The 23,874-nt window shown below is 51.6% G+C and carries 22 protein-coding genes, 1 tRNA gene and 1 pseudogene; 8 read left to right on the forward strand and 16 right to left on the reverse strand.

The annotated features are described in order from the left end of the window. Positions 1-53: 53 nt before the first annotated feature. The 6 genes from C0081_RS16115 (at position 54) to C0081_RS16140 (ending at position 7,390) form a co-directional block, all read left to right on the forward strand. On the forward strand, positions 54-2,258 hold the full coding sequence (locus tag C0081_RS16115; RefSeq protein WP_245417972.1) for a primosomal protein N': 2,205 nt from the start codon (positions 54-56) through the stop codon (positions 2,256-2,258). Positions 2,259-2,464: 206 nt separating this feature from the next. Beyond that, positions 2,465-3,043, forward strand: a complete 579-nt coding sequence (locus C0081_RS16120) for a F0F1 ATP synthase subunit delta (protein ID WP_101534840.1) — start codon at positions 2,465-2,467, stop codon at positions 3,041-3,043. Beyond that, entirely contained in the window at positions 3,043-4,572 is a 1,530-nt protein-coding gene (gene atpA / locus C0081_RS16125; RefSeq protein WP_101534841.1) for a F0F1 ATP synthase subunit alpha, read from the forward strand. The genes C0081_RS16120 and atpA overlap by 1 nt, the downstream gene beginning before the upstream one ends. Before the next feature lie 32 nt (positions 4,573-4,604). Then, positions 4,605-5,492, forward strand: a complete 888-nt coding sequence (locus C0081_RS16130) for a F0F1 ATP synthase subunit gamma (protein ID WP_101534842.1) — start codon at positions 4,605-4,607, stop codon at positions 5,490-5,492. 23 nt (positions 5,493-5,515) lie between these two features. Continuing rightward, on the forward strand, positions 5,516-6,943 hold the full coding sequence (gene atpD / locus C0081_RS16135) for a F0F1 ATP synthase subunit beta (protein ID WP_101534843.1): 1,428 nt from the start codon (positions 5,516-5,518) through the stop codon (positions 6,941-6,943). 42 nt (positions 6,944-6,985) lie between these two features. Further along, the gene (locus C0081_RS16140; protein ID WP_101534844.1) at positions 6,986-7,390 is read left to right on the forward strand and encodes a F0F1 ATP synthase subunit epsilon; all 405 of its coding nucleotides are present in this window, start codon (positions 6,986-6,988) and stop codon (positions 7,388-7,390) included. Positions 7,391-7,503: 113 nt separating this feature from the next. Here the strand turns inward: C0081_RS16140 and C0081_RS16145 are convergent, their stop codons facing one another. From C0081_RS16145 to C0081_RS16210, 14 genes are all read right to left on the reverse strand, one after another. After that, entirely contained in the window at positions 7,504-8,007 is a 504-nt protein-coding gene (locus C0081_RS16145; protein ID WP_101534845.1) for an RNA pyrophosphohydrolase, read from the reverse strand. A 10-nt stretch (positions 8,008-8,017) separates the two neighbouring features. After that, entirely contained in the window at positions 8,018-9,142 is a 1,125-nt protein-coding gene (locus C0081_RS16150; protein WP_101534846.1) for a divergent polysaccharide deacetylase family protein, read from the reverse strand. Positions 9,143-9,208: 66 nt separating this feature from the next. After that, a complete protein-coding gene (locus tag C0081_RS16155) occupies positions 9,209-10,573 on the reverse strand; it encodes a S41 family peptidase (RefSeq protein WP_101534847.1) in 1,365 nt (454 codons plus the stop codon). Beyond that, positions 10,570-11,937: a murein hydrolase activator EnvC family protein gene (locus tag C0081_RS16160; RefSeq protein WP_146006485.1), complete on the reverse strand. Its 1,368-nt coding sequence runs from the start codon at positions 11,935-11,937 to the stop codon at positions 10,570-10,572. The genes C0081_RS16155 and C0081_RS16160 overlap by 4 nt, the downstream gene beginning before the upstream one ends. Before the next feature lie 252 nt (positions 11,938-12,189). Beyond that, positions 12,190-12,672 carry a 23S rRNA (pseudouridine(1915)-N(3))-methyltransferase RlmH gene (gene rlmH / locus C0081_RS16165; protein ID WP_101534849.1) on the reverse strand — a complete coding sequence of 161 codons (483 nt, stop codon included), beginning with the start codon at positions 12,670-12,672 and terminating at the stop codon, positions 12,190-12,192. Between the two features lie 72 nt (positions 12,673-12,744). Then, the gene (gene rsfS / locus C0081_RS16170; protein WP_101534850.1) at positions 12,745-13,125 is read right to left on the reverse strand and encodes a ribosome silencing factor; all 381 of its coding nucleotides are present in this window, start codon (positions 13,123-13,125) and stop codon (positions 12,745-12,747) included. A gap of 174 nt (positions 13,126-13,299) precedes the next feature. Further along, positions 13,300-13,944 carry a nicotinate-nucleotide adenylyltransferase gene (locus tag C0081_RS16175; RefSeq protein ID WP_101534851.1) on the reverse strand — a complete coding sequence of 215 codons (645 nt, stop codon included), beginning with the start codon at positions 13,942-13,944 and terminating at the stop codon, positions 13,300-13,302. Positions 13,945-14,004: 60 nt separating this feature from the next. Beyond that, on the reverse strand, positions 14,005-15,279 hold the full coding sequence (locus C0081_RS16180) for a glutamate-5-semialdehyde dehydrogenase (RefSeq protein WP_245417973.1): 1,275 nt from the start codon (positions 15,277-15,279) through the stop codon (positions 14,005-14,007). Positions 15,280-15,352: 73 nt separating this feature from the next. Continuing rightward, the gene (proB, locus tag C0081_RS16185) at positions 15,353-16,483 is read right to left on the reverse strand and encodes a glutamate 5-kinase (RefSeq protein WP_245417974.1); all 1,131 of its coding nucleotides are present in this window, start codon (positions 16,481-16,483) and stop codon (positions 15,353-15,355) included. Between the two features lie 43 nt (positions 16,484-16,526). Further along, entirely contained in the window at positions 16,527-17,564 is a 1,038-nt protein-coding gene (gene obgE / locus C0081_RS16190; RefSeq protein ID WP_101534853.1) for a GTPase ObgE, read from the reverse strand. Between the two features lie 91 nt (positions 17,565-17,655). Next, entirely contained in the window at positions 17,656-18,210 is a 555-nt protein-coding gene (locus C0081_RS16195) for a GNAT family N-acetyltransferase (RefSeq protein ID WP_101534854.1), read from the reverse strand. Then, complete coding sequence (locus C0081_RS16200) at positions 18,210-18,884, reverse strand: GNAT family N-acetyltransferase (protein WP_101534855.1); 675 nt, start codon at positions 18,882-18,884, stop codon at positions 18,210-18,212. The genes C0081_RS16195 and C0081_RS16200 overlap by 1 nt, the downstream gene beginning before the upstream one ends. Positions 18,885-19,092: 208 nt before the next feature. After that, positions 19,093-19,362: a 50S ribosomal protein L27 gene (gene rpmA, locus C0081_RS16205; RefSeq protein WP_101534856.1), complete on the reverse strand. Its 270-nt coding sequence runs from the start codon at positions 19,360-19,362 to the stop codon at positions 19,093-19,095. Between the two features lie 114 nt (positions 19,363-19,476). Further along, positions 19,477-20,121 carry a 50S ribosomal protein L21 gene (locus C0081_RS16210; protein ID WP_101534857.1) on the reverse strand — a complete coding sequence of 215 codons (645 nt, stop codon included), beginning with the start codon at positions 20,119-20,121 and terminating at the stop codon, positions 19,477-19,479. Between the two features lie 424 nt (positions 20,122-20,545). On the opposite strand from C0081_RS16210, the gene C0081_RS16215 reads away from it, so the two are divergent. Continuing rightward, positions 20,546-20,635, forward strand: a tRNA-Ser gene (locus tag C0081_RS16215). 496 nt (positions 20,636-21,131) lie between these two features. Here the strand turns inward: C0081_RS16215 and C0081_RS23785 are convergent. Together C0081_RS23785 and C0081_RS16225 are read right to left on the reverse strand one after the other, a co-directional pair. After that, a pseudogene (locus C0081_RS23785) lies at positions 21,132-22,187 on the reverse strand (recombinase family protein); the annotation flags it as partial. Further along, on the reverse strand, positions 22,159-22,437 hold the full coding sequence (locus C0081_RS16225) for a hypothetical protein (protein ID WP_101534858.1): 279 nt from the start codon (positions 22,435-22,437) through the stop codon (positions 22,159-22,161). The pseudogene C0081_RS23785 and the gene C0081_RS16225, both read right to left, overlap by 29 nt. A 199-nt stretch (positions 22,438-22,636) precedes the next feature. Between C0081_RS16225 and C0081_RS16230 the strand changes: the two genes are divergently transcribed. Then, positions 22,637-23,569, forward strand: a complete 933-nt coding sequence (locus C0081_RS16230; protein ID WP_101534859.1) for a hypothetical protein — start codon at positions 22,637-22,639, stop codon at positions 23,567-23,569. Positions 23,570-23,874 lie beyond the last annotated feature (305 nt).

Consider the following 23,874-nt stretch of genomic DNA (forward strand, 5'->3'; position numbering starts at 1 on the left):
TAGTGTCCATACAGCCGTTTATTTAAGCGCAAAAAATAAACATAAGGATCATCGTGTCGTCAACATGCCAAATTGTGTCGGTTTTGGTGCCGGTTTATGTGGACAGTAGCTACAGTTATCGGGTGCCAAATGGGCCATTGGATACTGAAGATGGGGCTGCGCCGTCAAAACTGGTTGCCGGACAGGTGGTCAAGGTGCCATTGGGGCCGCGATCCGTGCTGGGCGTGGTGTGGGATGATGACGTCGCGTTTACTGACAACAACCGCCTTAAAGATATAGAGCATGTTTATCACGGCACGGTGTTGTCAGCGAATTTCCGCAAATTTGTTGATTGGATTGCGCAGTATACTCTGGCTCAAAGAGGCATGGTGCTGCGGATGGTGCTGCGTGGAGAAGAATCGCTGTTGCCACCCAAGCCGATAAAGGCCCTGCGTCTGGCAGGCCCTGTACCCGCGCGCATGACCAAGGCGCGCGAGCAGGTGCTATCGGTGATGGAAGGTGGTCTTGCACAGGTCAAAGCGGATATTGTGGAGCGCAGTGGGGTTTCTGCCTCGGTTGTTGATGGGTTGGTCAAGGCCGGTACGCTTGAGCCTTGCTTTTTGCCCGCACCAGCGTTGGTGGCGACACCTCAAGCTGATTTTGCCGCCCCTAGGTTGAGCGAACAGCAGGAAGTAGCCGCGCAGCAGTTGCGTCAGGCTGTTGCAGCTGACTGTTTTGCAGGCTTGCTGCTGGATGGTGTGACTGGGTCTGGTAAGACAGAAGTCTATTTTGAAGGTGTTGCCGAAGCCCTACGACACGGTAAGCAGATTTTGATCATGGTGCCCGAAATTGCGCTGACCGGCGCGTTTCTGGATCGGTTTGAAGCGCGTTTTGGTGTAAGACCGGGCGAATGGCATTCCGGTCAGTCGCAGCGCTATAAAAACTTGATATGGCGCGGTGTGGCGACGGGTGAAATTCAAGTTGTTGTCGGCGCACGATCCTCGCTGATGTTGCCGTTTCGTGATTTGGGGCTGATTGTGGTCGATGAGGAGCATGACGGCGCCTATAAACAAGAAGACCGTGTGATTTATAATGCACGGGACATGGCCGTCGTGCGGGGGCATTTGTCCGGGTTTCCTGTGGTGTTGGCAAGCGCAACGCCTTCGGTAGAGAGTCACAACAACGCACTTCAGGGGCGTTACAGTCGGATACATCTTCCGGATCGGTTTGGTGGCCAGTCGATGCCGGATATCGCGCTGATTGATATGCGGGCCAATCCGCCAGAGAAGGGCCACTGGCTGTCGCCTGTGCTGATTGAGGCGGTGAATGAGACGTTGGAGGCCGGTCAACAGAGTCTGTTGTTCCTCAATCGGCGTGGCTATGCCCCGTTGACCTTGTGTCGGACCTGTGGGCACCGATTTCAATGTCCTTCCTGTTCCACTTGGTTGGTGGAGCATCGCTTCCGTAAGCAATTGGTCTGTCACCATTGTGGTCATTGCGAGCCCGTTCCGCCTGCGTGTCCTGCATGTGGCCAAGAAGACAGTCTCGTGGCATGCGGTCCCGGTGTCGAACGTATTGCGGAAGAGGCTGCCAGCTTGTGGCCGGACCGGCATATTGTGATTCTCTCCAGTGATCTGATCCATGGTGTGCAGCAATTGCGAACCGAACTGGAGCTGATCTCTTCAGGCAAGGCGGACATTGTCATCGGCACGCAGCTCGTGGCCAAAGGGCATAATTTCCCTGCGATGATGCTGGTTGGTGTGATTGATGCCGATCTGGGGTTGGCGCATGGAGATTTGCGGGCTGGGGAGAAGGTTTTTCAAACTTTGGCGCAAGTAACCGGTCGTGCGGGGCGGCACACGGGGCAGGGGCGCGGCTTATTGCAAAGCTACGCGCCCGATCATCCGGTGATTGCTGCACTCGCAAATGGGGATCGTGAGGGGTTTTACACATATGAACTTGAACAACGTCATAGAGCCATGATGCCGCCCTTTGGGCGATTGGCAGCCATCATCCTGTCGGCGGAAGATAGAGAGGCTGCTTTGTCTTATGGCCGACTGATGGTTCGGGCTGTGCCGCGCGAGAATGACGTGCGGGTATTGGGACCGGCAGAAGCGCCGCTTTCTGTGCTTCGTGGCCGCTATCGCTTTCGATTGCTGGTGGCGACTCCTCGGAGTTTTTCTCTTTCGCCATGGTTGCGGCTTTGGTTATCCCAATGCCCGAAACCAAAAGGATCGCTGCGTGTGCAAATAGATGTCGATCCTGTGTCTTTCGTCTAAATGGTCAGGGCTTTATTTATCAGTCTTTTGCATTAGAAAGGCGATTTACGACTTATGGCCTTTAAGGTAATGTTGCGCATGGTCTAGGCATGTGCTAGACGAGCAACGGTTTTAGGGGTGATGCGATCCCAGACAGATGAGGCGTACTCTCTCATGGCAGAGACACCAAAATGGGGTTACACTGTTGTGATGGGATCAATCTCCAAATGTCAGAGAGCGACCAGGTGACGAATAAAAATTCAGAGATTTCAGGAGTGGCCGAACGATACGCTCGCGCGTTGTTTGACCTCGCCCTTGAAGAAAACGCCATTGAGGCTACCGAGCAAGATCTCGGTCGTGTCGATGCTATCATGTCCGAGAGTGAAGACTTCATGCGACTCGTCAAGAGTCCTGTCTTTACGGCTGACGAACAGCTAACGGCTCTATCAGCCATTCTTGATAAAGCTGAAATTACTGGCATCGTCGGCAATTTCGTTCGTGTCGTCACCAGAAATCGTCGGCTGTTTTCTTTGCCGGGGATTATAAAAGCTTTCCGTAATATTCTTACTGTTCATCGTGGTGAGCAAGTGGCCGAGGTCACATCTGCTCAGCCTTTGAGTGATGCAGATTTGACGGCGCTTAAGGCGTCTCTCAAAGACGCATTGGGTAAGGATATTGCGATTGATGCCAAGGTCGATGCCGAGCTTCTCGGTGGCCTTGTTGTAAAAGTCGGTTCGCAGATGGTTGATTCCTCTGTGCGCACTAAACTCAACTCGCTCAAGATTGCACTGAAAGAGGTCGGCTGATGGATATTCGGGCCGCGGAAATTTCCGCAATCCTCAAAGAGCAGATCAAAAACTTCGGTTCGGACGCCCAAGTCTCCGAAGTTGGTCAGGTTCTCTCTGTTGGTGATGGTATCGCCCGCATCTACGGTCTGGACAATGTTCAGGCTGGTGAGATGGTGGAATTCCCTGGTGGGATGCGCGGCATGGCTCTTAACCTTGAAATGGACAATGTCGGAGCCGTGCTATTCGGCGATGACCGTGCCGTCAAGGAAGGCGATGTCGTAAAGCGTACTGGTGCCATTGTTGATGTACCTGTCGGCAAAGGCCTTTTGGGCCGCGTCGTTGATCCGCTTGGAAACCCTATCGACGGTAAGGGACCAATTGAGTCCACTGAACGTCGTCGTGTGGACGTGAAGGCTCCGGGGATTATTCCTCGTAAGTCGGTTCACGAACCAATGCAGACCGGCATTAAAGCCGTTGATGCTCTCATTCCGATTGGTCGCGGACAACGCGAACTGATCATTGGTGACCGCCAAACCGGTAAAACCGCGATCGCGCTGGATGCCATTCTGAACCAGAAGTCAATCAATGACACCGGTTCTGAGAATGAAAAACTATATTGCGTCTATGTGGCCATCGGTCAGAAGCGTTCTACGGTTGCTCAGTTTGTGAAAACGCTGGAAGAAAATGGTGCGATGGAATATTCCATCGTCGTTGCGGCTACCGCATCTGACCCTGCTCCAATGCAGTTCCTGGCTCCGTTTGCTGGCTGTGCGATGGGTGAGTTTTTCCGCGATAACGGTATGCATTCCTTGTTGGTCTATGATGATTTGACCAAGCAGGCTGTTGCCTATCGCCAGATGTCCCTGTTGCTGCGCCGTCCTCCAGGACGTGAAGCTTATCCTGGTGACGTTTTCTATCTCCATTCTCGTCTGCTGGAACGCGCGGCGAAGTTGAACGAAGACAATGGCTCTGGTTCCATGACCGCATTGCCGGTTATTGAAACTCAGGCGAACGACGTGTCTGCGTTTATCCCGACCAACGTGATTTCAATCACAGATGGTCAGATCTTCCTGGAAACCGATCTGTTCTATCAGGGTATTCGTCCTGCTGTGAACGTTGGTTTGTCGGTCTCGCGCGTTGGGTCTTCGGCTCAGATTAAAGCCATGAAGCAAGTTGCTGGCCCGATTAAGGGTGAGCTGGCGCAGTATCGTGAAATGGCTGCTTTTGCGCAGTTCGGTTCCGATCTCGATGCCACGACACAAAAAATGCTTAACCGTGGTGCCCGTCTTACCGAGCTGTTGAAACAGCCTCAGTTCTCCCCATTGAAAGTGGAAGAGCAGGTTGCTGTGATCTATGCCGGTGTAAACGGCTATCTGGACGGCATTGAAGTCAGCCAGGTTCATGCGTTTGAAGAAGGCCTTCTTTCTGTGATGCGTAACGAGCATAAAGACGTGCTCGATGGTATTCGCGACAAGAAAGCCCTTGATGACGAACTCAAATCTAAACTGAAGGCGGCGGTCGACAGCTTCGCAAAGAATTTTGCGTAATTCGCTGGGACTGACGGGGAACGGAGGCTAACATGCCAAGCCTTAAGGACCTCAAGAATCGTATCGCCTCGGTTAAGGCGACACAGAAGATCACCAAAGCCATGCAGATGGTTGCGGCTGCAAAGCTCCGTCGTGCGCAAAGCGCGGCGGAAGATGCGCGGCCTTATGCCGAACGTATGGACGAAGTGCTTGCCAACGTTGCAGGAAATTTTGCCGGTGATGACACCGCGCCGAAGCTTCTGTCAGGAACTGGTTCGGACCAGAGGCACCTGTTGTTGGTTTGTACGGCGGAACGTGGTCTTTGTGGTGGTTTTAACTCTTCTATCGCGCGTCTTGCGCGCGATAAAGCCCGTGCTCTGAAGGCGGCGGGCAAAACAGTCAAGATGTTGTGCGTAGGCAAAAAAGGCTTTGACGCACTCAAGAGTGAATTCGGCAATGACATCATTGATGTCATTGATATGCGTGATTTGAAAAAAGTCAATTTCACGGATGCTGAAGTTCGCATCGGACGTCCGTTGCTTTATAAGTATGAGCAAGGTGAGTTTGATGTCTGCACTCTTTTCTACTCCCGGTTCCAGTCTGTGGTGACACAGATTCCGACCGCGCAGCAGATCATCCCGGCTGTTTTTGAAGAGAAAGAGGACGATGGATCACAATCATCTGGTGCCATATATGAATATGAGCCGGGTGAAGAGGAAATCCTAGCGGATCTTCTACCAAGAAACGTTTCGGTGCAGATTTTCCGGGCGATTCTTGAAAATGGTGCTTCTGAGCAAGGGGCTCGTATGTCTGCTATGGACAATGCGACCCGTAACGCTGGTGACATGATCAACAAGCTTGAAATGTCATATAACCGCCAGCGACAAGCTCAGATCACGGGTGAATTGATTGAGATCATCTCGGGTGCTGAGGCGCTCTGACGGCGATTGATGAGGATAGACGAATGGCAGCATTAAAAGCTACCGGACGTATCACGCAGGTTATCGGCGCTGTTGTGGACGTCCAGTTCGAGGGTGAACTTCCATCCATTCTGAACGCACTTGAAACTGAAAACAATGGCCAACGCCTTGTGCTCGAAGTTTCTCTTCACCTTGGTGAGAACACTGTTCGTACCATCGCGATGGATAGTACCGAAGGTTTGGTTCGCGGCCAGCCTGTTTCTGACACTGGTGGCGCGATTGCGGTTCCTGTTGGTAAAGAAATGCTGGGGCGTATCGTTAATGTCATCGGTGAACCTGTTGATGAAGCAGGGGAACTTGGTGCGACAATGACCCGCGAAATCCACCAACCGGCGCCTACATTTGTTGACCAGTCAACCGAATCTGCGATTCTGGAGACAGGCATTAAAGTGGTTGATTTGCTGGCTCCGTATGCAAGGGGTGGTAAGATTGGTCTGTTCGGTGGTGCCGGTGTCGGCAAAACCGTTTTGATCATGGAATTGATCAACAATATCGCCAAAGCCCACGGTGGTTATTCGGTGTTTGCTGGTGTAGGCGAGCGTACCCGTGAGGGTAACGATCTATACTGGGAAATGATCGAATCCGGTGTGAACAAAGAAGGCGGCGGTGAAGGCTCTAAATGTGCGCTGGTTTATGGCCAGATGAACGAGCCTCCAGGAGCCCGTGCTCGTGTTGCTTTGACCGGTCTGACCGTCGCTGAGCAGTTCCGTGATGAAGGTCAGGACGTGTTGTTCTTCGTGGACAATATCTTCCGCTTTACACAGGCCGGTTCCGAGGTGTCTGCCCTTTTGGGTCGTATTCCTTCTGCTGTGGGTTACCAGCCAACATTGGCAACCGATATGGGTGCGCTACAAGAACGCATTACCACGACGCATAAAGGCTCGATTACGTCCGTGCAGGCCATTTACGTGCCAGCCGATGACTTGACCGATCCGGCGCCTGCAGCTTCCTTTGCTCACTTGGACGCAACCACCGTGTTGAACCGTTCCATTGCGGAGAAGGGTATTTATCCTGCCGTTGATCCGCTTGATTCCACGTCTCGTATGCTTGACGCTCGCATCATTGGCGAAGAGCATTATGGGGTTGCACGTCGGGTTCAGGAAATTCTTCAGCGCTATAAGGCTCTTCAGGATATCATCGCCATTCTTGGTATGGATGAATTGTCTGAAGAAGATAAAATGGCTGTTGCCCGTGCTCGTAAGATTGAGCGCTTCTTGTCCCAGCCGTTCCATGTGGCCGAGATCTTTACTGGTTCTCCTGGTAAGCTGGTTTCACTGGAAGACACCATCAAAGGCTTTAAAGGCCTTGTTGAAGGTGAATATGACCATTTGCCGGAAGCTGCTTTCTACATGGTTGGTTCCATGGACGAAGCAATGGAGAAGGCTCAGAAACTAGCAGCAGACGCCGCTTAAGCGGCGTCTTACGCCTTTTTTTCCGGGAAGTAGGTATTCATCATGGCCCAAGCTTTCAGTTTTGAACTGGTTTCGCCAGAGAGGCTCGTTCTTTCAGAATCCTGCACCTCAGTCGTGGTTCCAGGTCTGGACGGTTTCTTTACCGTATTGAAAGATCATTCGCCTGTGATCGCTTCTATTTCTCCTGGTGTTCTCGAAGCCGAGATGGAAGACGGCAGCAAACGCGACATTTATGTCCGTGGTGGTTTTGCCGATGTTGCCAATTCAGGCTTGAAGGTGCTCGTCGAACAGGCGCTTCCGATCGATGAACTGGACCACGACAAGGTGGCTCAGTTGATTAAAGATGCGGAAGAAGATGTTGCGGACGCTCAAAGTGATGACGTCAGGAACGAAGCCGATCTTCGGCTCTCTCGACTGCATAAGTTGCAGGCCGCGGTTTCAAAGTAAGATCGCTGCAGAAACAAAGAAAAAGGCCGCAGAGAATTTCATCTCGCGGCCTTTTTTGTTTTAATGCGTGGGCTGAACAGGGCTATGCGCGGAGCCCAATATGTATTGTTGGGCTATATAACAAGTTCGGAAAAAACGTTGGCGACTTGTGTATAGACGTCTCTTTTGAAGGGTACAATGAGGTTGGGAACAACGTGTAAAGACTCCCAACGCCAACCTTGAAATTCTTGATGTTGGTTGCCGTCACCGGGCGCGAGAACATTGATTTCCGACTCGTCGCCATCAAAGTGAAATGCAAACCATCGTTGGCGTTGGCCGCGAAACTTGCCTTTTAGGCCAATGCCGAGAAGATCGTCAGGTAAGTCGTAATAAAGCCAATCGGGCGCTTCTTTAAGCAAAGATATGGTTTGGATAGAGGTCTCTTCAAACAATTCTCTTTTTGCTGCGACCAGTGGATCCTCGCCCTTGTCGATGCCACCTTGCGGCATTTGCCATGTGTAGTTCGATTTTTGGAGTTCGGTCGATCCCAAACGGTCTCCAAGCCAAACTTTCTTATCTTGGTTGATGACACAAATGCCAACGCAGTCGCGGTAGGGGAGCTTGTCGCGGGAGACCATGAAAATCGCCTTATTGTTGCAAGAGAGTGGTGACAGGGACAAGAGCAAAGCCGCGTGAACGAAGGGTCTGCGTCCACTCCGAGATGCTGCGTACCGACGCTGGCAATGCAGAGGCAACGCCGAGCGCGACACCGTTTTCTTGTGCTATGGCTTCGAGCTGTATCAGCCGTGTTTCGATATCAGAAGCGCGCCCCCGAAAATCAACAACCAAATCAGCATGCAGGTTCGGTACGCTTAAATTGGTGGCGATGGCGTTAAGCCTGCTACGTCCTGACGCTCCTGTCTCGACGTAGAGCAAACCATTCTTTCGCAATTCTCGCATAAAATCCGTACCGGCCAATTCATCAGATGAGAAACGGGCACCCATGTAGTTCATAACGCCGACATAAGACTCAAATCTTGCCAATACCCACTTCAAATTGGCTGTGTTCGCGTCAGTGTTGGCTGTTGTCAGCAGAGTATGTGGACCAGGATCATTGTTTGGGTAATCAAACGGTTCCATGGGCACCTGAACCAGCAGCTCGTGCCCCTGACTGCGTGCCTTTTGGGTCCAGCGCGAGAGGCTGTTGCCATAAGGTGCAAAAGCCAAGGTGACATCTGGGGACAAGAGGCTGAGGGCTTCTTGGGTGGTTGTCTGTGATAGACCCAAACCATCAATGATCATCGCAATTTTTGGCAATCCTGCAATTGCATCGCTGTTGATTGGTCTGGAATATATCTTATAGGGCGCTTGTGGGTCGTCGTTGATTACGCTGTTCAATGACGGCGCTGACGGGTCAAGAATACGTATTTGACCGTCTTGTAGGTCGTTTGGCTTGCCTGAATTGGGCTCTGGAAAAAGTGGAGCCTGTGCGTTGGCCTCTTGGTCCGGACGGGTTGTCTCGGGAATGCCGGGTTTGATGCCTGGGCGAATGGCATCGACGCCAATTCTGGCTGTTTCGTTAAGAGAGCCGGTTAAATCGATGTGCTTTCTTGCGTATCCCCCATAGGGATCGTCAACGATGGCGACCCATGCAACAAGTCCTATAACCATTGCCGCGAGAGTGCCTACGGATCCAAGCATGAAGATCTGGCTGCCTCTTACGGGTGCCTTTTTATTTTGCCCCAAGGGCTGTTTCAGATCATTCGCCGCCACGATCCGTCTCCTGAAGAGATAGAAATGAGGCGGACCCCTAAGGGCCCGCCGGTCTTTTGATAAAGTTTATTTTTCGGCCTTAACAGGATAAGCGACGTTGGTTTCTTCGCCACGCATCAGCTTAAGGGCATACTGCAACTGCGTGTCTTTTTCCAGTTCAGTCGGAACATAAGAAGGAGAATAGGTTTCCTTCTTCTTGTCTTCTGCGCCTTCTCCCTTGTTGGCATCATCTGTCGTTTCGCCTTCAGCCTCCAAATGACCCTTCAATTTTGCTTCAGTCGTGGAGGTTTGTGGGAACCGATCTTTCAGTTCGTCTGGCAGTTCCTGTTTGACAAAAATGTCTGGAACAATGCCCTTGGCCTGAATGGATGTGCCTGATGGGGTGTAGTAACGCGCTGTGGTCAAGCGAATTGCGCCGTTGTTTTCCAGAGGAATGATGGTCTGAACAGACCCCTTGCCGAAGCTTTTGGAGCCAATCAATGTCGCCCGTTTGTGGTCATACAACGCGCCAGCCACAATTTCTGAAGCACTGGCTGAGCCGCCGTTGATCAGGACAATCAAAGGAAGTCCTTTTGTCAGGTCACCGGCGCGTGCGTAGAAGCGTTTGACTTCTTCTTTGTTACGGCCTCGGGTGGAGACAATCTCACCTTGATCTAGGAAGGTGTCTGAAATAGCGATCGATTGATCGAGTTGGCCACCGGGATTTGATCTCAAATCCAGAATGAAGCCTTTGATTTCTTTTTCGCCAATCTCTTTCTCGAGGTCAGCAATCGCATTCTTCAATCCTTCAAAAGCCTGGCCATTAAATTGGGTGATGCGAACATATCCGATTTTGCCGTAGGCCTTTGATTTAACGGAAGAGATTTTGATAATTTCACGTGTAATCTCGACCTTAATTGGTTGTTCTACTTCCTTGCGGATGATCGTCAGCTGGATTTTGGTTCCAACCCGGCCGCGCATTCTGTCAACGGCATCACTGAGTGTCATGCCGCGCACGGGTTCATCATCAAGATGTGTGATCAGGTCATCGGCCAAAATCCCAGCCGCATGGGCGGGGGTATCGTCAATAGGGGATATGACTTTAACCAGACCATCTTCGAGTGTTACCTGAATGCCAAGGCCACCAAACTCACCTGATGTCTCGACGCTCATTTCCTCGAAGCTTTCCGGTGACATATAGCTGGAATGCGGATCGAGCGAGGTCAACATGCCGTTTAGGGCGGATGCGATGAGCTTTTTGTCTTCTGGTTCCTCAACATATTCGCGACGGATACGTTCAAATACATCCCCGAACAGATTCAGGTGACGATAAGTCTCGGCACCAGCGGCATTGGCGATGCCAGTCGCATTCCATGGTGCCACTGACAGGGTCACGACAAGGCTTGCACCCATAAGGGCGCCAATAAGCAATAATGAGAGTTTACGGATCATCCGTCTGCCTTTTCTTTCAAAGCTACTGTCCACCATGGTGCAGGATTGATCGCAACACCATCTTTTCTCAATTCAATATATAGCACCGGTTTAGACATTCCCGCATCCAAAAGATCCGTTGATGCCAACCGAGCTTGTTGCATCGTTCCAACCGGTTCATTGGTTAAAACAAAACTGCCAACTTCCGCAAACACATCATCAAGGCCTGCCAGAACGACATGGTACCCGTCTCCGGTGTTTATGATCAAGAGTTTACCGAAGGATCTGAACGGTCCTGCGTAAACTATCCATCCATCTGCCGGACTTGTCACTTGGGCTCCTGCGCGTGTTGCGATGGACAAACCTTTGGTTTGACCGCCGAACCCATCATTACTACCAAAATCTTTCAAAAGTGCTCCACGAGCGGGAAGTCGTAAAAGTCCCTTCATTTTATCAAAAGGTATGGCAGGAGAAAGGCGGGCGGCGTCTTTCAAGGCAGCAATTTTTTGTTTTTTGCTTTCAATCTTTTGTTCAAGACTGCGGCGCTCTGCTTCTTTGGCTTCTGAAACAGCCAAGCGAGCGGCTTCGATCTCTTGTTCCATGCCATTGATCAGGTCTTGGAGGGTTCTGGCTCTTGCGGCCAATTCAATGGTTTTCTTTTCTTCGTCAATTGCTGCGCGCTTGGATTCTGCTTCCTGATTTTTCTTTTTGGCAACCAGAAGATCAAGGCGTTTTTGCTCTTCTGCCAGTTTTTGTAACCCACTTTGCAGTCCGGTTTTTTCGGTCTCGATTTTTGTATGCAGGCGCACAAGTTCATCCAGCTGGGCGGCAAGAGATTGTGCTTCTATGCGGATTTCTGGCACCAGTGTGCTGAGCAATATGGCGGATCGCACTGCATTGAGTGCTTCATTGGGCCGAATCACCAAAGCCGGGGGCGGGTTTCGTCCGATGCGTTGCAAGGCGGCCAGAACCTGCGACAATGAATCGCGTTGTTCTGCCAATGATACGCGTAGGGCTGTCTGATCGGCAAAAAGGATTTTCAGGCGGGTTTCCCGATCTGATAGCGAACTTTCCAATTCTTTGATTCGTTCTGCCGTGGCGATCAAGTCGGACTGTATGGTCTCTCGGTCCGACCGCAGTTGCTCCACTTCTTTCACCAGTTGACTCTGCTTCTCTTTCGACATTTCGATGGAAGCTTCGATGCGTGTGAGGGTGGCTTCTTGTTCTTTGCGCGCCTTTAGACGGGCTTCCAGAGCACGGGCTGCTTTTTGTTCGTCTTCGGATTGCTGTATCTCTCTCGCCGTCTTCGCGCCGTCGGTTATTGGAGGCTCGGTGATATTTGTCTGTTGTGCGTAAGCGGACGCTGCCCCAACCAAAATCAACAAACAAAATGTGACTTGGTAGAGCAGACGCGAACAAAAGGCTCGCAAAACGGATGGGAATAATCCCGTTTTGACCGAGTGTTTCGCTGAGTTTTTATTGCTGCGCGGCACGTTGTGCACCCGAATCACCTGGTTTGTTTGCGTGCTGGCAATGTAGAGCAAGGTCGCGTCGGGTGGAATCGCTCGATGAGAAAAATGCGCCTATTACCGTGTGTTTGAGCCAACACATTGTCCAGACAATGGTGTGCGGCTTGGTTAAATACGATGATAGGGATGGCCCGTCAAAATAGTGATTGCCCGATATATTTGTTCAGTGAGAAGAACTCTCGCAATCTGGTGCGGCCAAGTCATGGAACCTAACGCCAGTTTGACGTGGGCTTGGTCCAGCAGTGGCTGTCCGTGGCCATCGGGCCCGCCCAGAACAAATGCCATGGCGGGACTGCCGCCATTGCGATGTTTGTCGATGAGTTTTGCAAATGACTCGCTGGACATATTCTGTCCATGCTCGTCCAGTGCGACGATGATGCAGCCTGCGGGCAGTGCCTTTAAAAGCTGGTCCGCTTCCTGCGTTTTTCTTTCGCCCGTGCTGCGAGCACGGCTTTCGGAATACTCGACGATTTCAGGTCCGGCAAGGCCGAGGGTTCGTCCTGCTTTTTTTGCCCGATCCTGATAACGCAGGGCGAGTTCTGTCTCCGGCCCGGCTTTTTGCCGTCCGATAGCCGCTAGGATGAGCTTCATTTTCCAATCCTTCTGATCGCCATATCTGTCCCGGTGGTGTGGGACAGGGGCTGGCGTTCAAATCCGGTTGGCTTATGCTTCGTCTTCAGACTCAGCAGTCCACATTTTCTCGATATTGTAGAATTCGCGGACTTCAGGACGGAAGATATGCACAATATGGTCGCCTGTGTCGATAAGCACCCAATCGCAATTGGGCATACCTTCCACATGGGCGTTGCCAAGGCCGTTGTCTTTAAGGTCTCTGAGGAGACGATCGGCGACGGCACCGACGTGGCGATGGGAACGACCAGATGCAATAATCATATAGTCGGCAAGCGAAGACTTGCCGCGCAGGTCAATGGGCAGAATCTCTTCGGCCTTGGAATCATCCAGGCTTGTGAGGATCAGGTCAAGGGCCTGTTCAGGATCTTTGCGATCCAAAACTGGGCTAACGGGAGAAGGGCCTTCGGGCATGATCTCCATGTGTGTTGCGGTGGACAGGAATGCACCTCGTTTATCAAACTGAATTAACAGTTTCTCTGCCCGTACCGGACGCTTTAAAGCGTATGTACGGAATTGGACAGGCGAAAGAATGATTCGAAAATCGAACCGACGCCAAATTAAATTATGTCATGCTGTGTGACATTTTCAAGGCACTTGCTTATCTGGCGTCAGCTGTATCTTCGCGCTTTGCCTTAAAGCGGTTGAAGACAAGTTTGAACGGGGTCCATAAAGGAACGTCCAAGCCGGACACGCCATTGTTGCCAATGCTTTTTCCCGATGACTGGGAATGCGGGCATGAGCGAAATGATGTGCCGCTGTCGCATAAAGCGGTGACAGACTGTATCCGGGACGGTCGATAATGGCAACCGGGATTCGTGTCAAAATGTCTTGCCAACGCTGCCATTTGTGAAATTGTTTAAGATTATCTGCCCCCATAACCCAAACTAGGTCGATTCCTCGGGTTCGAAGCTGGATCCAATCAAGGGTTTCGGCAGTGTAACGCGTGCCAGCTTTCTTTTCTGCGCCGGTTATGTCGATCTTTGGATGGTTCATCACTTGCGCCGTGCCAGACAGGCGCGTCTCAAGTGTGGGTAGGGCGCTGATGTCTTTGAGCGGGTTGCCGGGTGTTACAAGGCACCAGATGCGATCAAGGCCCAATCGCCTGAGCGCGGTAATAGCCACATGGCGGTGCCCATCGTGGGCAGGGTTGAAGCTGCCGCCGTAGAGGCCAACCTTCATCCCCGGTGATACGGGCGGCAAGCCAGAGCTGTAAATACGGGATCTCGTCATCGCGCCTGCCGCATGGGTTGGAGATGGTGTGACAAAGGCTCAGGCCTTTAATGGAGAGTTTTACGGTCGAATTTGGCCGGTGCCATGCACCCGATATTTGAAGCTGGTGAGTTGTTCAAGTCCTACCGGGCCGCGTGCATGCATGCGGCCGGTCGCAATGCCTATTTCTGCACCCATACCAAATTCGCCACCATCTGCAAACTGGGTAGATGCATTGTGCATGACAATTGCGCTATCGACCTCATTGAGGAACTGGGTCGCAACCTCAAGATCCTCGGTGATGATGCTTTCCGTGTGGCTGGATCCGTAGGTGGCGATATGATCGATTGCTTCGGCCACACCATCAACCATTTTTGCTGAAATGATGGTATCAAGATATTCGGTCGACCAGTCTTCTTCATTGGCCAGTGTGGCGGCTGGCAGTAATGCGATGATTTCTTCTGTGCCGCGAATGGCGCAACCCGCATCGGACAGGGCGCGCAACACGGCTTTGCCGCTCGTCTCAGCCACTGCGCGGTCGATCAATAGGGTTTCGGCAGATCCGCAAATGCCGGTACGACGCATTTTTGCGTTGACCACAATGGCTTTGGCTTTTTCCAAATCAGCGGCTTTGTCCACATACAAGTGGCAAATGCCTTCCAGATGGGAGAAGACCGGCACGCGGGCTTCGGACTGCACACGACCAACCAATCCTTTGCCTCCGCGTGGAACGATCACATCGACATTGCCGCCCAAGCCCTTAAGCATTTCGCCTACCGCAGCGCGATCTGTGGTGGGGACCACCTGAATGGAATCCACTGGGAGACCCGCAGCTTGCAATCCTGACACCAAGCAGGCGTGAATCGCGCGCGATGAATGATAACTATCCGAACCGCCGCGTAAAATGGAGGCGTTTCCTGCTTTAAGGCAGAGGGCCCCAGCATCGGCGGTTACATTGGGGCGGCTTTCATAGATCACGCCAATGACACCCAAAGGGGTGCGGACGCGTTCGATATTGAGGCCATTTGGGCGGTCCCAGCTTGCCATAACTCCACCGACGGGATCTGCCAGTGCGACAATGGCGTCAAGGCCGGAGGCAATGGCTTCGATACGGTCATTATCTAGGGTCAAGCGATCCAAGAAGGCTTTGCTCATGCCGTCTTGTTCGCCTTTGGCGACGTCCTTGGCATTGGCTTCCAATATCGCATTGACGCTTGCGCGGACACTTTTTGCCGCTGCCTGCAAAGCGTTATTCTTTTGTTCTGTCGGGGCATTGGCTAGCTGACGAGATGCGCGGCGCGCGCGGGCACCCAGGTCATTCATGATGTCTGCCACAGTGCTCGTCATGTTGTTCATGTCCGTCTCTTTTCGTCTATCTCGGATATAGATTTATTGCTTCGTTTGGGTCAAGCGGTCTTTGGGTTGCAGCTTATGCGTTTGCCGGATCTTTTCCGCTTAACACCATATCATCGCGGTGAATCAGTTCGGAGCGCCCTCTATAGCCAAGAATATCGGCAATTTTGGCCGATTTGCATCCCCGGATTTTGTTGGAATCCTGACAGTCATAGGATATCAGCCCACGCGCCACTTCTTCTCCGTCTGGTCCCAGCAAAATCACTGCGTCCCCTTTGGCAAAATCGCCGTCTATTTTTTTAACGCCGGCTGGAAGCAGGCTTTTGCCAGACAATAGAGCGCGGACAGCGCCGGCATCAAGTGTGAGTGTGCCGTGGGGTTCCAAGTGACCGTTGATCCAGCGCTTGCGTTCCGTGATCGGATTCGTTTTGGCTGTGAACCAGCTGCATTTGGCCCCATTCATAATCGAACGCAATGGATTATAGTCGTTGCCATTGGCGATGAGCATCGTGGTGCCCGCATTGACTGCGATTTTTGCCGCTGCAATTTTGGTCGCCATTCCGCCCTTGGCCAGCGAGGATCCTGCGCTGCCTGCCATTGCTTCAATGTCGTGGGTGATGTGTTCGATAACCGGAATATGCTGGGCGTCCGGATTGGTGGCGGGCGGGGCAGTGTATAGCCCGTCGATGTCGGACAGAAGCACCAGACAATCGGCGCTGATCATGGTGGCCACACGAGCGGCCAAGCGGTCATTATCCCCGAATTTTATCTCGGATGTGGCGACCGTATCATTCTCATTGATGATAGGAACCGCACCCAGCTCCAACAGGGTGGTCAGTGTGGCGCGGGCGTTGAGATAATGTCGTCGTTCTTCGGTATCGCTGAGGGTGAGCAAGATTTGTCCAGCGATCAAGTCAACCTTGTGCAAGGCGTCAGCATAGGCCTCGCCCAACGCAATTTGCCCGATAGCGGCCGCGGCCTGACTCTCATCGAGCCGCAGCTTTCCCTGTGGCAGGTTGGTTTGTCGACGTCCCAATGCGATGGCACCGGAAGAGACGATCAGTACTTCCTTGCCCTGTTCTTTCAGCATGGCAATATCATCAACCAGCGTTTGCAGCCAAGCGGCTCGCAAACGCCCCGTCTTCTCGTCCACCAATGTGGCCGAGCCGATTTTTATGACAATTCGTTTTTGGTCCTGCAGTCTCACGACACGTCCCGTCTTCAGCTTGATTTTATGTCTTGATGGTTTATCAGGGGCGCCAGCTTTGCGGTTCTTCTCCCGCATCGGATTCGAGTTTGTTTTCCAGTTGAATCTTGCTCATGAGTGCGCGCAGGATATCGTCCATGTTGGTTTTGGCAACAGCAGAGATAGCCATCGGGCGGAAGCCATAGGCGGCTTCAAAGGCGTCCGTTCTTTCGGTGATCTCGTCCTCGGTGAGCGAGTCAATTTTGGTCAATGCGACGATTTCATCTTTTTGGCCCAGACCTTCGTCATAGGCTTTTAGCTCGCCGCGGATCACGCGGTATGCATCAATGTAATCGTCCTGCGTGATATCAACCAAATGCAAAAGAACACGGCAGCGTTCAACGTGACCTAGGAACCGGTCGCCAATGCCGACGCCTTCGTGGGCGCCTTCGATCAAGCCGGGGATGTCAGCCATTACAAACTCGCGTCCGTCTATGCCAACCACACCCAGATTGGGATGCAGTGTGGTGAAAGGATAGTCAGCGATTTTGGGCTTGGCTGAAGAAACCGAAGCGAGAAATGTGGATTTTCCTGCATTGGGCAAGCCAACCAGACCGGCGTCGGCGATCAGTTTCAACCGCAGCCAAATCCAGTGCTCTTGGCCTTCTTGACCGGGATTGGCATGACGTGGGGCCTGATTGACCGATGTTTTGAAATGGGTGTTACCGAAGCCACCATTGCCGCCTTTGGCCAAAACATAGATTTGGCCCACTCTGGTAAAGTCGACAAGGACGGTTTCATTGTCTTCATCCAAAACCTGTGTGCCAACGGGGACCCGCAAGGTGACGTCTTTGCCCTTATGGCCGTTGCGATTGCGCCCCATGCCGTGCAAGCCGATTTCGGCCTTGAAATGCTGTTTGAAGCGGTAGTCAATCAACGTGTTGAGGCCATTGACGCACTCAATGATTATATCGCCACCTTTGCCGCCATCACCACCATCGGGTCCGCCAAGGGCGATATACTTTTCGCGCCGGAAGGAAATGCAACCCGCTCCACCGTCGCCGGAGCGGACATAGACCTTGGCCTGGTCAAGAAATTTCATTTGGTGCTCCTTACAGCCTATCGCCCAAAAGCTGCTCGCCTTTTGGGGTCGGAATAGGCGCGAAAAATAAATTCTAGAGTGATGGTGCGTTTCAGTGAAACGCACCATGCTCCCGATAGCGTTCTGCGGTTAGTTCCATTTTGATTTGTGGAACTTCATGTCCTCGAGCCGGGCTGAAGGCTAAGTTTCTGTCAACCTCTCGAAAACCCAGCTTGCTCAAGACACTAAGAGAACGTTCATTGTCTTCAAATGCCGCTGCGCACATCTTTTCAGTCGGTTCATGGGGCATGTACCAGTCTAACAGACGGCGCGCTGCTTCTTGCATAAAGCCTTTACCCCAGAATGGGGGCGCAAGCCAATAGCCAATTGTTGGTGCAAAGACTCCAAGGGTCTTTTCACTGGATGCTTTTATACCAATAACACCAACAAATGTATTGTCGTGGGTGATTGCAAGATTAAGGCCCGCCACTCCCTTTGCTTGCGCCTCGATCCAATTCAGGGCTCCACCTTTTGGAAAGGGGTGGGGTCTCTCGATGAGGCACCCATTTACGCTGGTTGCGCTGACATATTGTTCGATAGGTCGTGCATCCTCTGGATGAGGAGGGCGCAGCACAAGGCGTTCGCTATTCAGGGTTGGATAATGCATCAGGCTGCTCCTTTCACCTCAAGAGGTTGGTTGGTTGGTTGATTTCTATATATCGGCATATGGCTGGCACCTGCCCAATGGCGAATGGCTGTCCATATGCCTCTATCCAAATGGTAACGGTCTATCGGAATCATGCCGCGATAGTGTGGGGACTGGGCCATGCCGGTGCCGCTATATTGAAAGCCGCATTTTTCAACGATACGCCTCGATTTTCTGCAGGAAACGCGGCATTGTGCTGTCACGGTTTGTAGTTTGGGGTGGTTTTGGTTCGGGTTTGAGAATGCAAAATCTGCCAATGCCTGAATAGCGCGGGTGGCATAACCATTTTGCCATTTGTCGCGACAAATCATGATGCTGATTTCGGCTTGAGTTCTTTCTTCTTGTAACATCAGGCAAGCCGTGCCGAGATAATTTCCCTTCATGTCGGTTAAAACAAAGGGGAAATCGGTCGGATTGGTCTCTTGGTTATGACTGGCAAACCAAAGGTCTGCTGCCCGCGATGATGTTGGCAACCAGTTGCTGCAGAGATTTTTGGCGAGGACCGGGTTTGTTGCTGATGCAACCAACATGTCCAAATCCGCTTGCGCAGGCTGGCGTAACAGAAAGTTCTTGTTTCCCAAACCCTCGCTACAGTCGGGTTCGGTTTGCTGAAGTTTTTTATCTATGTCCAACATGGGTCTCTCCTGGGGTGTTGCCCGGGTATTCCCCCCTTGGTTTTTCTGCTGTTCAACAGCAAGGAGGGGATGCGGTGTGAAAGGTCAAAAGAAAAGGGGAGATGGTGTCCCATCTCCCCTTTCAATCTTTTGGCCCCTATCAGGAGGGGTGCCTTATCGATTTTCCGGGGTCTGGGACACCGGCAAATCGTATAAAATCATGCCAGTGTTATTCTGCCGCTTCTGCCATCGGGGCCACGGACACGTAAGTTCGGCCGTTGGCTTTCTTGCGGAATTCGACATTGCCGTTGGAGGTCGCAAAGATGGTGTGATCTTTACCCATGCCAACATTGTCGCCCGGATGCCACTTTGTGCCGCGTTGACGAATAATGATGTTGCCTGAAACCACAGTCTCACCACCGAATTTTTTCACGCCTAGACGACGACCCGCTGTATCGCGACCGTTACGGGATGAACCGCCTGCTTTTTTATGTGCCATTTTGGTATCTCCTCGTCTAAAACATGGCGCTTATAAAGCGTGCGCATGTTTCAGTCTAAAAGTTGCGATCAACATATTTACCAAAGAAGTACCCTTGGTAGGTTGATCCAAAAACTATTTTTCAGCAGCGAAAGCAGCAGCCTGCTCGAGCCAGTTATCACGTTCGATGCGGCCTTTGAAGCTCAGCGCGTCATCAAGCTTGGCGATGTCATCAGCAGAGAAAGCTGCGACCTGAGCGAATTGGGTCACACCCAGAGCGTTCAGTTTACCTTCAAGAACCGGTCCGACACCAGAGATTTTTTTCAAATCATCTGCGTCACCTGCCGGTGCTGTGAAAAGCGCTGCACCTTCGGCCGGAGCTTTTTTGGCTGGAGCCTTCTCTTCGGCAGGGGCTGCTTCTTTTTTAGCTGGTGTTGCTTTTTTCGCAGCTTTGGAAGGAGCTTTGCCACCCGTCAGGATCTCGGTGATCTTGACTGAAGTGAAGTGTTGACGATGACCGTTGCGGCGGCGTGAGTTTTGACGACGGCGTTTTTTGAAAATGATGATCTTGCGGCCGCGGCCTTGATCAACAATTTCTGCAGCAACCGTTGCGCCGTCCACGAGAGGAGCGCCTACTTGTGCGTCGCCTTCGCCGCCAACCAGCAGAACGCTGTCAAACACAACAGTGTCGCCAGCTTCGCCGTCAAGCTTTTCGATTTTCAGAATGTCATCGGGGGAAACAGTATACTGCTTACCACCGGTTTTGATGACTGCGAACATTTTTATCTCCGTTCCGTCCGGGCTCCTAGACATAATGTCAATGGGTCCGTCTTTTATCAGTCAGTGAATGGGATGCCAGATTTCGCTTTTCAATCAAATGGTTGTCGATTTCAAAGCGAACAAGCAAATAGGCGCGGGTTGCTTCCCCACGCCATGACTTGAGCCGCACTATAATGAGACGTGATGCAGAGTCAAGAAAAAGCTGGGGCAAAAGGGCTATTTTCAGCCGTTCTCAACCGCAACTGGATGAGTGGATCTGGTTGCTTGCTTGGCGTTTGAAGTCGTCTACTCTGAATTTGAGCGTGCTATGTGCATTGGGCGGGGGATTTCTCTTCCTTGTGGCTTGAGCTTGCTGATGGGGCTGTGTATGGTCCGACCACCTTTTTGGGCCTATGGATCACCACGGTTCCGCCCAAAAATATGCGGAGAGGTGCCGGAGTGGTCGATCGGGGCGGTCTCGAAAACCGTTGAGCGTGCAAGCGTTCCGAGGGTTCGAATCCCTCTCTCTCCGCCATTTCTTTTTCAGATAGTGAAACACCCCCTAACACCTTGAATGGCAAGGTGGTTTTTGGGGTTCGAAAACCTTCGTTCCTGCAGAACTCTAATTTGTCCGCAAATGTGAGTCTCAAGACCAATTTTCTCACTCCCAATTGACCCGAAGCCCATAGTATTGCTGGGTTTTTTAGGAATTGCAGTGAGAGTTCGAAAATCTCCTCGAATGTACCCTGCGGCTTGCCTGCTTTTTGCGCCTTTTCTTCCAATACCAGTTTTTGATTATGGAGTGCGGTGACGCGGTCTTCATATTTAGCAATGAGCGGCTTTGAATCCGTTTCGACGATACGATCCATGAAGTTCTCAATCTGGACATCAAGGCGCTTCACCTGCGTGACAAGCTGCTTCTTGATCTCATGGGCTTGCGCTAGCCGTTGATCCCAAATGCTCTTGAGCATGGCTCTGGTGAGCTTCACGAGCGAAGGTCCGGGCGAAAGCTCGGCGAGCAATTCTTCAAATTGTCCCTCGATGACATCGCGTCGAATGGATTTGCGATACTCAGGGCACCCTTTTGAGAAACAAAAATAATAGGCGTGTTTCTTACCTGTCTTGCTGGTAGACCAGCAAGAGGTCATAAGCTTCCCGCAACAGCCACAGGAAACCGTCCCGCGAAGCGCAAAGTCGGCGCGGATATCAGGGCGTGCGGCGGTCTTTGCGCCGCCCAACAAGCGATCTTGAATGCGTTGGAAGGTCTGAAAATCAATCAGCCCTTCATGCTGCCCCTTGTGCAGAGGAATATCCCACTCAGCTTTTCCAACATATCCCGCATATATGGGCTTGGTCAGAATGTCGTTGACCCGCTGATTGCGAACCTCGCCCTTTTTGTTTTTTGGGAAATCAGGCTGGCTTTCAAAAAACCGTTTCACTTCTGCTTGGGTCTGGAAGCGTCCTGAAGCGTACCCTTCTAGAGCTTCCTGAATGATCGAAGCATAGGGTTCATCGCGTTTCAGCATTTTACCCCGACCGGGCACTAACTCAAACCTATAGCCAATGCAGTTGATAAATGGCCAATAGCCGTTGCTCAGCCTTGCCCGCATACGGCGCTCGGTTTGTTCACCGTTCTGCTCACGCTGATGCTGCATGATGGAAGCCATAAGGTTTTCGATAAGTTTGGCATTTGGGTCTTCTCCAAACTCCATCGTCGGACTTTCAAGCCGCCCTCCGGCCTTGCGGATAGCTTCATGTAGTTCGATATGTGTTTTTAGTTCACGCGCCAGTCGGGAGATGTGATCAATGATAATCACAACCTCACCGCCACGACTGTGTTTCTTGACAAAACGCAGCATATTTCTCACTTCGTGACGGTCTAGCAATTTGCCCGAAGTTGCCTTGTCTTCAAATGTGGCAATGACTTCATACCCATATAGGCGTGCATAGTCGTGGCAGGTTGTCTTTTGAGACTCAATGCCGTGCCCTTTTTTCATCTGGGCTGGGGTAGATACACGGGCGTAAATGACGGCTTTTTGCGGCTTTGGCGCTTTTTGTTCATTCATTGCTAGCTCCGTCCTCCTCATGTGCTTCAGCCATAGACAGCAATAGAATATCAAGAACTGAGGCTTTGTCGCCAGATGCTAATTGAAATGGATGTGTTCCGAAGCCAAAATCAGCGATTTGAACGAGGAGATTCCAGTAACATTCAAGAAATTCTGCTACTTCGTGATCGGATAACTGGAACTCATCCAGATAATGCGCAAAAGCTTCGGCGTTGAATGTGATGGGTTGGGCGGTCGGGGTCGTGATGGTTGGGTCTGGCGTCTGGTCCACTTGTTTTCTCCTCTATTTTTCGTTTCGGCTCCTTTTCTTAAAATGGAACATATAGAGAACAAGCTAACGGATTACCGCACCAAAATGCAAAGTATTTCTGTGAAATTATTCGCTATGTACCGAACAAAGGAGTCAGATAAACAGTAACTAAGGGCTGTAGAGCAGACGAAGGTAAAATAGGTAATCTGGGTAATTCGATATGACTGATTTTGAGAACTTAACGCCTGCGGAAAGGACTTTGTTGCACCAAGTCATCAAGCGCTTTCTCAGAACAGACAAGCGACTTATTCGGGGCAATCGCCATTGGCAGACACTGTTTGAAGCAGCCTATAACGGAAGAGTCGTCGGCCAGGATGACTTCAAGAACCTTGGCAAGGGCACGCTTAGCAAAGAAAAGGCCTGCCTCGTTTACGAGTGGTTGTTGGAGCACCGCCCCAAGGTAATTGGTGATTTCAACGCGGAGTTGATGAAGTTAGCCGACGAAAAGGACGATCAGGAAAGGCGCGCCTCTCGGCTTCATTCACTCACCAACAATCGGTCCAATGGGTTGCCTCCCATCACTTGGGATGGCCTTGTGCTGGACAAGGGCATTTTTGGCTCGGTTGATATCCGCTTGGTTCAACCGCAGGATATGGAACCAGAACAACTCGAAGAGGTTTTTCCGCTTCCTCTCAGAATGCCTGACCTATTGAGACCAGCGGAGTCAGCGGTTCCTTCCAAACTGGTAGATCACGACCCACTCTCTAAAACCGTGGTGCCTTTGAAGGAAGAGTTCTATTTCGAAATCAATTCTCCCGAGCCCTGTCATGTCATAGGCTTTCAGCGCATTACCCCACAATGGGAACCCTTGATACTGAATACCAACAACACCTTCATGTCGTTGTCACAAGGTTCCAATCTCGCTCCTGTAGATGATCAAGGATCGCTTGCGCCACTCATTGAGCGCGAACAAGCACGCCGCCATAAATTCGTGTTCGTCGTTTCAGCTGATGAGCTATTGTTCCGGTTTGGGCGGCAAGTTTCAGGAAAATGGCAGATTGACGACATGCTGATGGATGAGTTTGCGGTAGCATTGAACGAACTGCAATCGACATGGCAGATATTGCGGATCGACGTAATGTTTAAGGAATAGCCCCCGCCAACAATGTTGTCGGCCCTTTCACCCACCCGTGACGCTATTGCGTCAGGCAGGCCGGTGTAAAATTGAAGCATCAATCTGAATCGATGCTCGGCCTGCTAAAGGAATATGTGGAAAGTCCCGTTGCCGTGACTTGAATTTGGTATGTGCGGACAGGTTCATGAACCGTGGCTTGAACCGTGTCATAAAAGATCATTCTCAGCTTTTGATCAGCTTCGTGTGTTCTGCAAGATGTGTGTGGTAGTACCACACCTCTTGGCAAGGGGAACCCGCTGGCGCGTTCCCCGTTGCATCCCCTC

Origin of the sequence: Cohaesibacter celericrescens (genome assembly GCF_002866925.1) — a bacterium.
GTDB lineage: Bacteria > Pseudomonadota > Alphaproteobacteria > Rhizobiales > Cohaesibacteraceae > Cohaesibacter > Cohaesibacter celericrescens.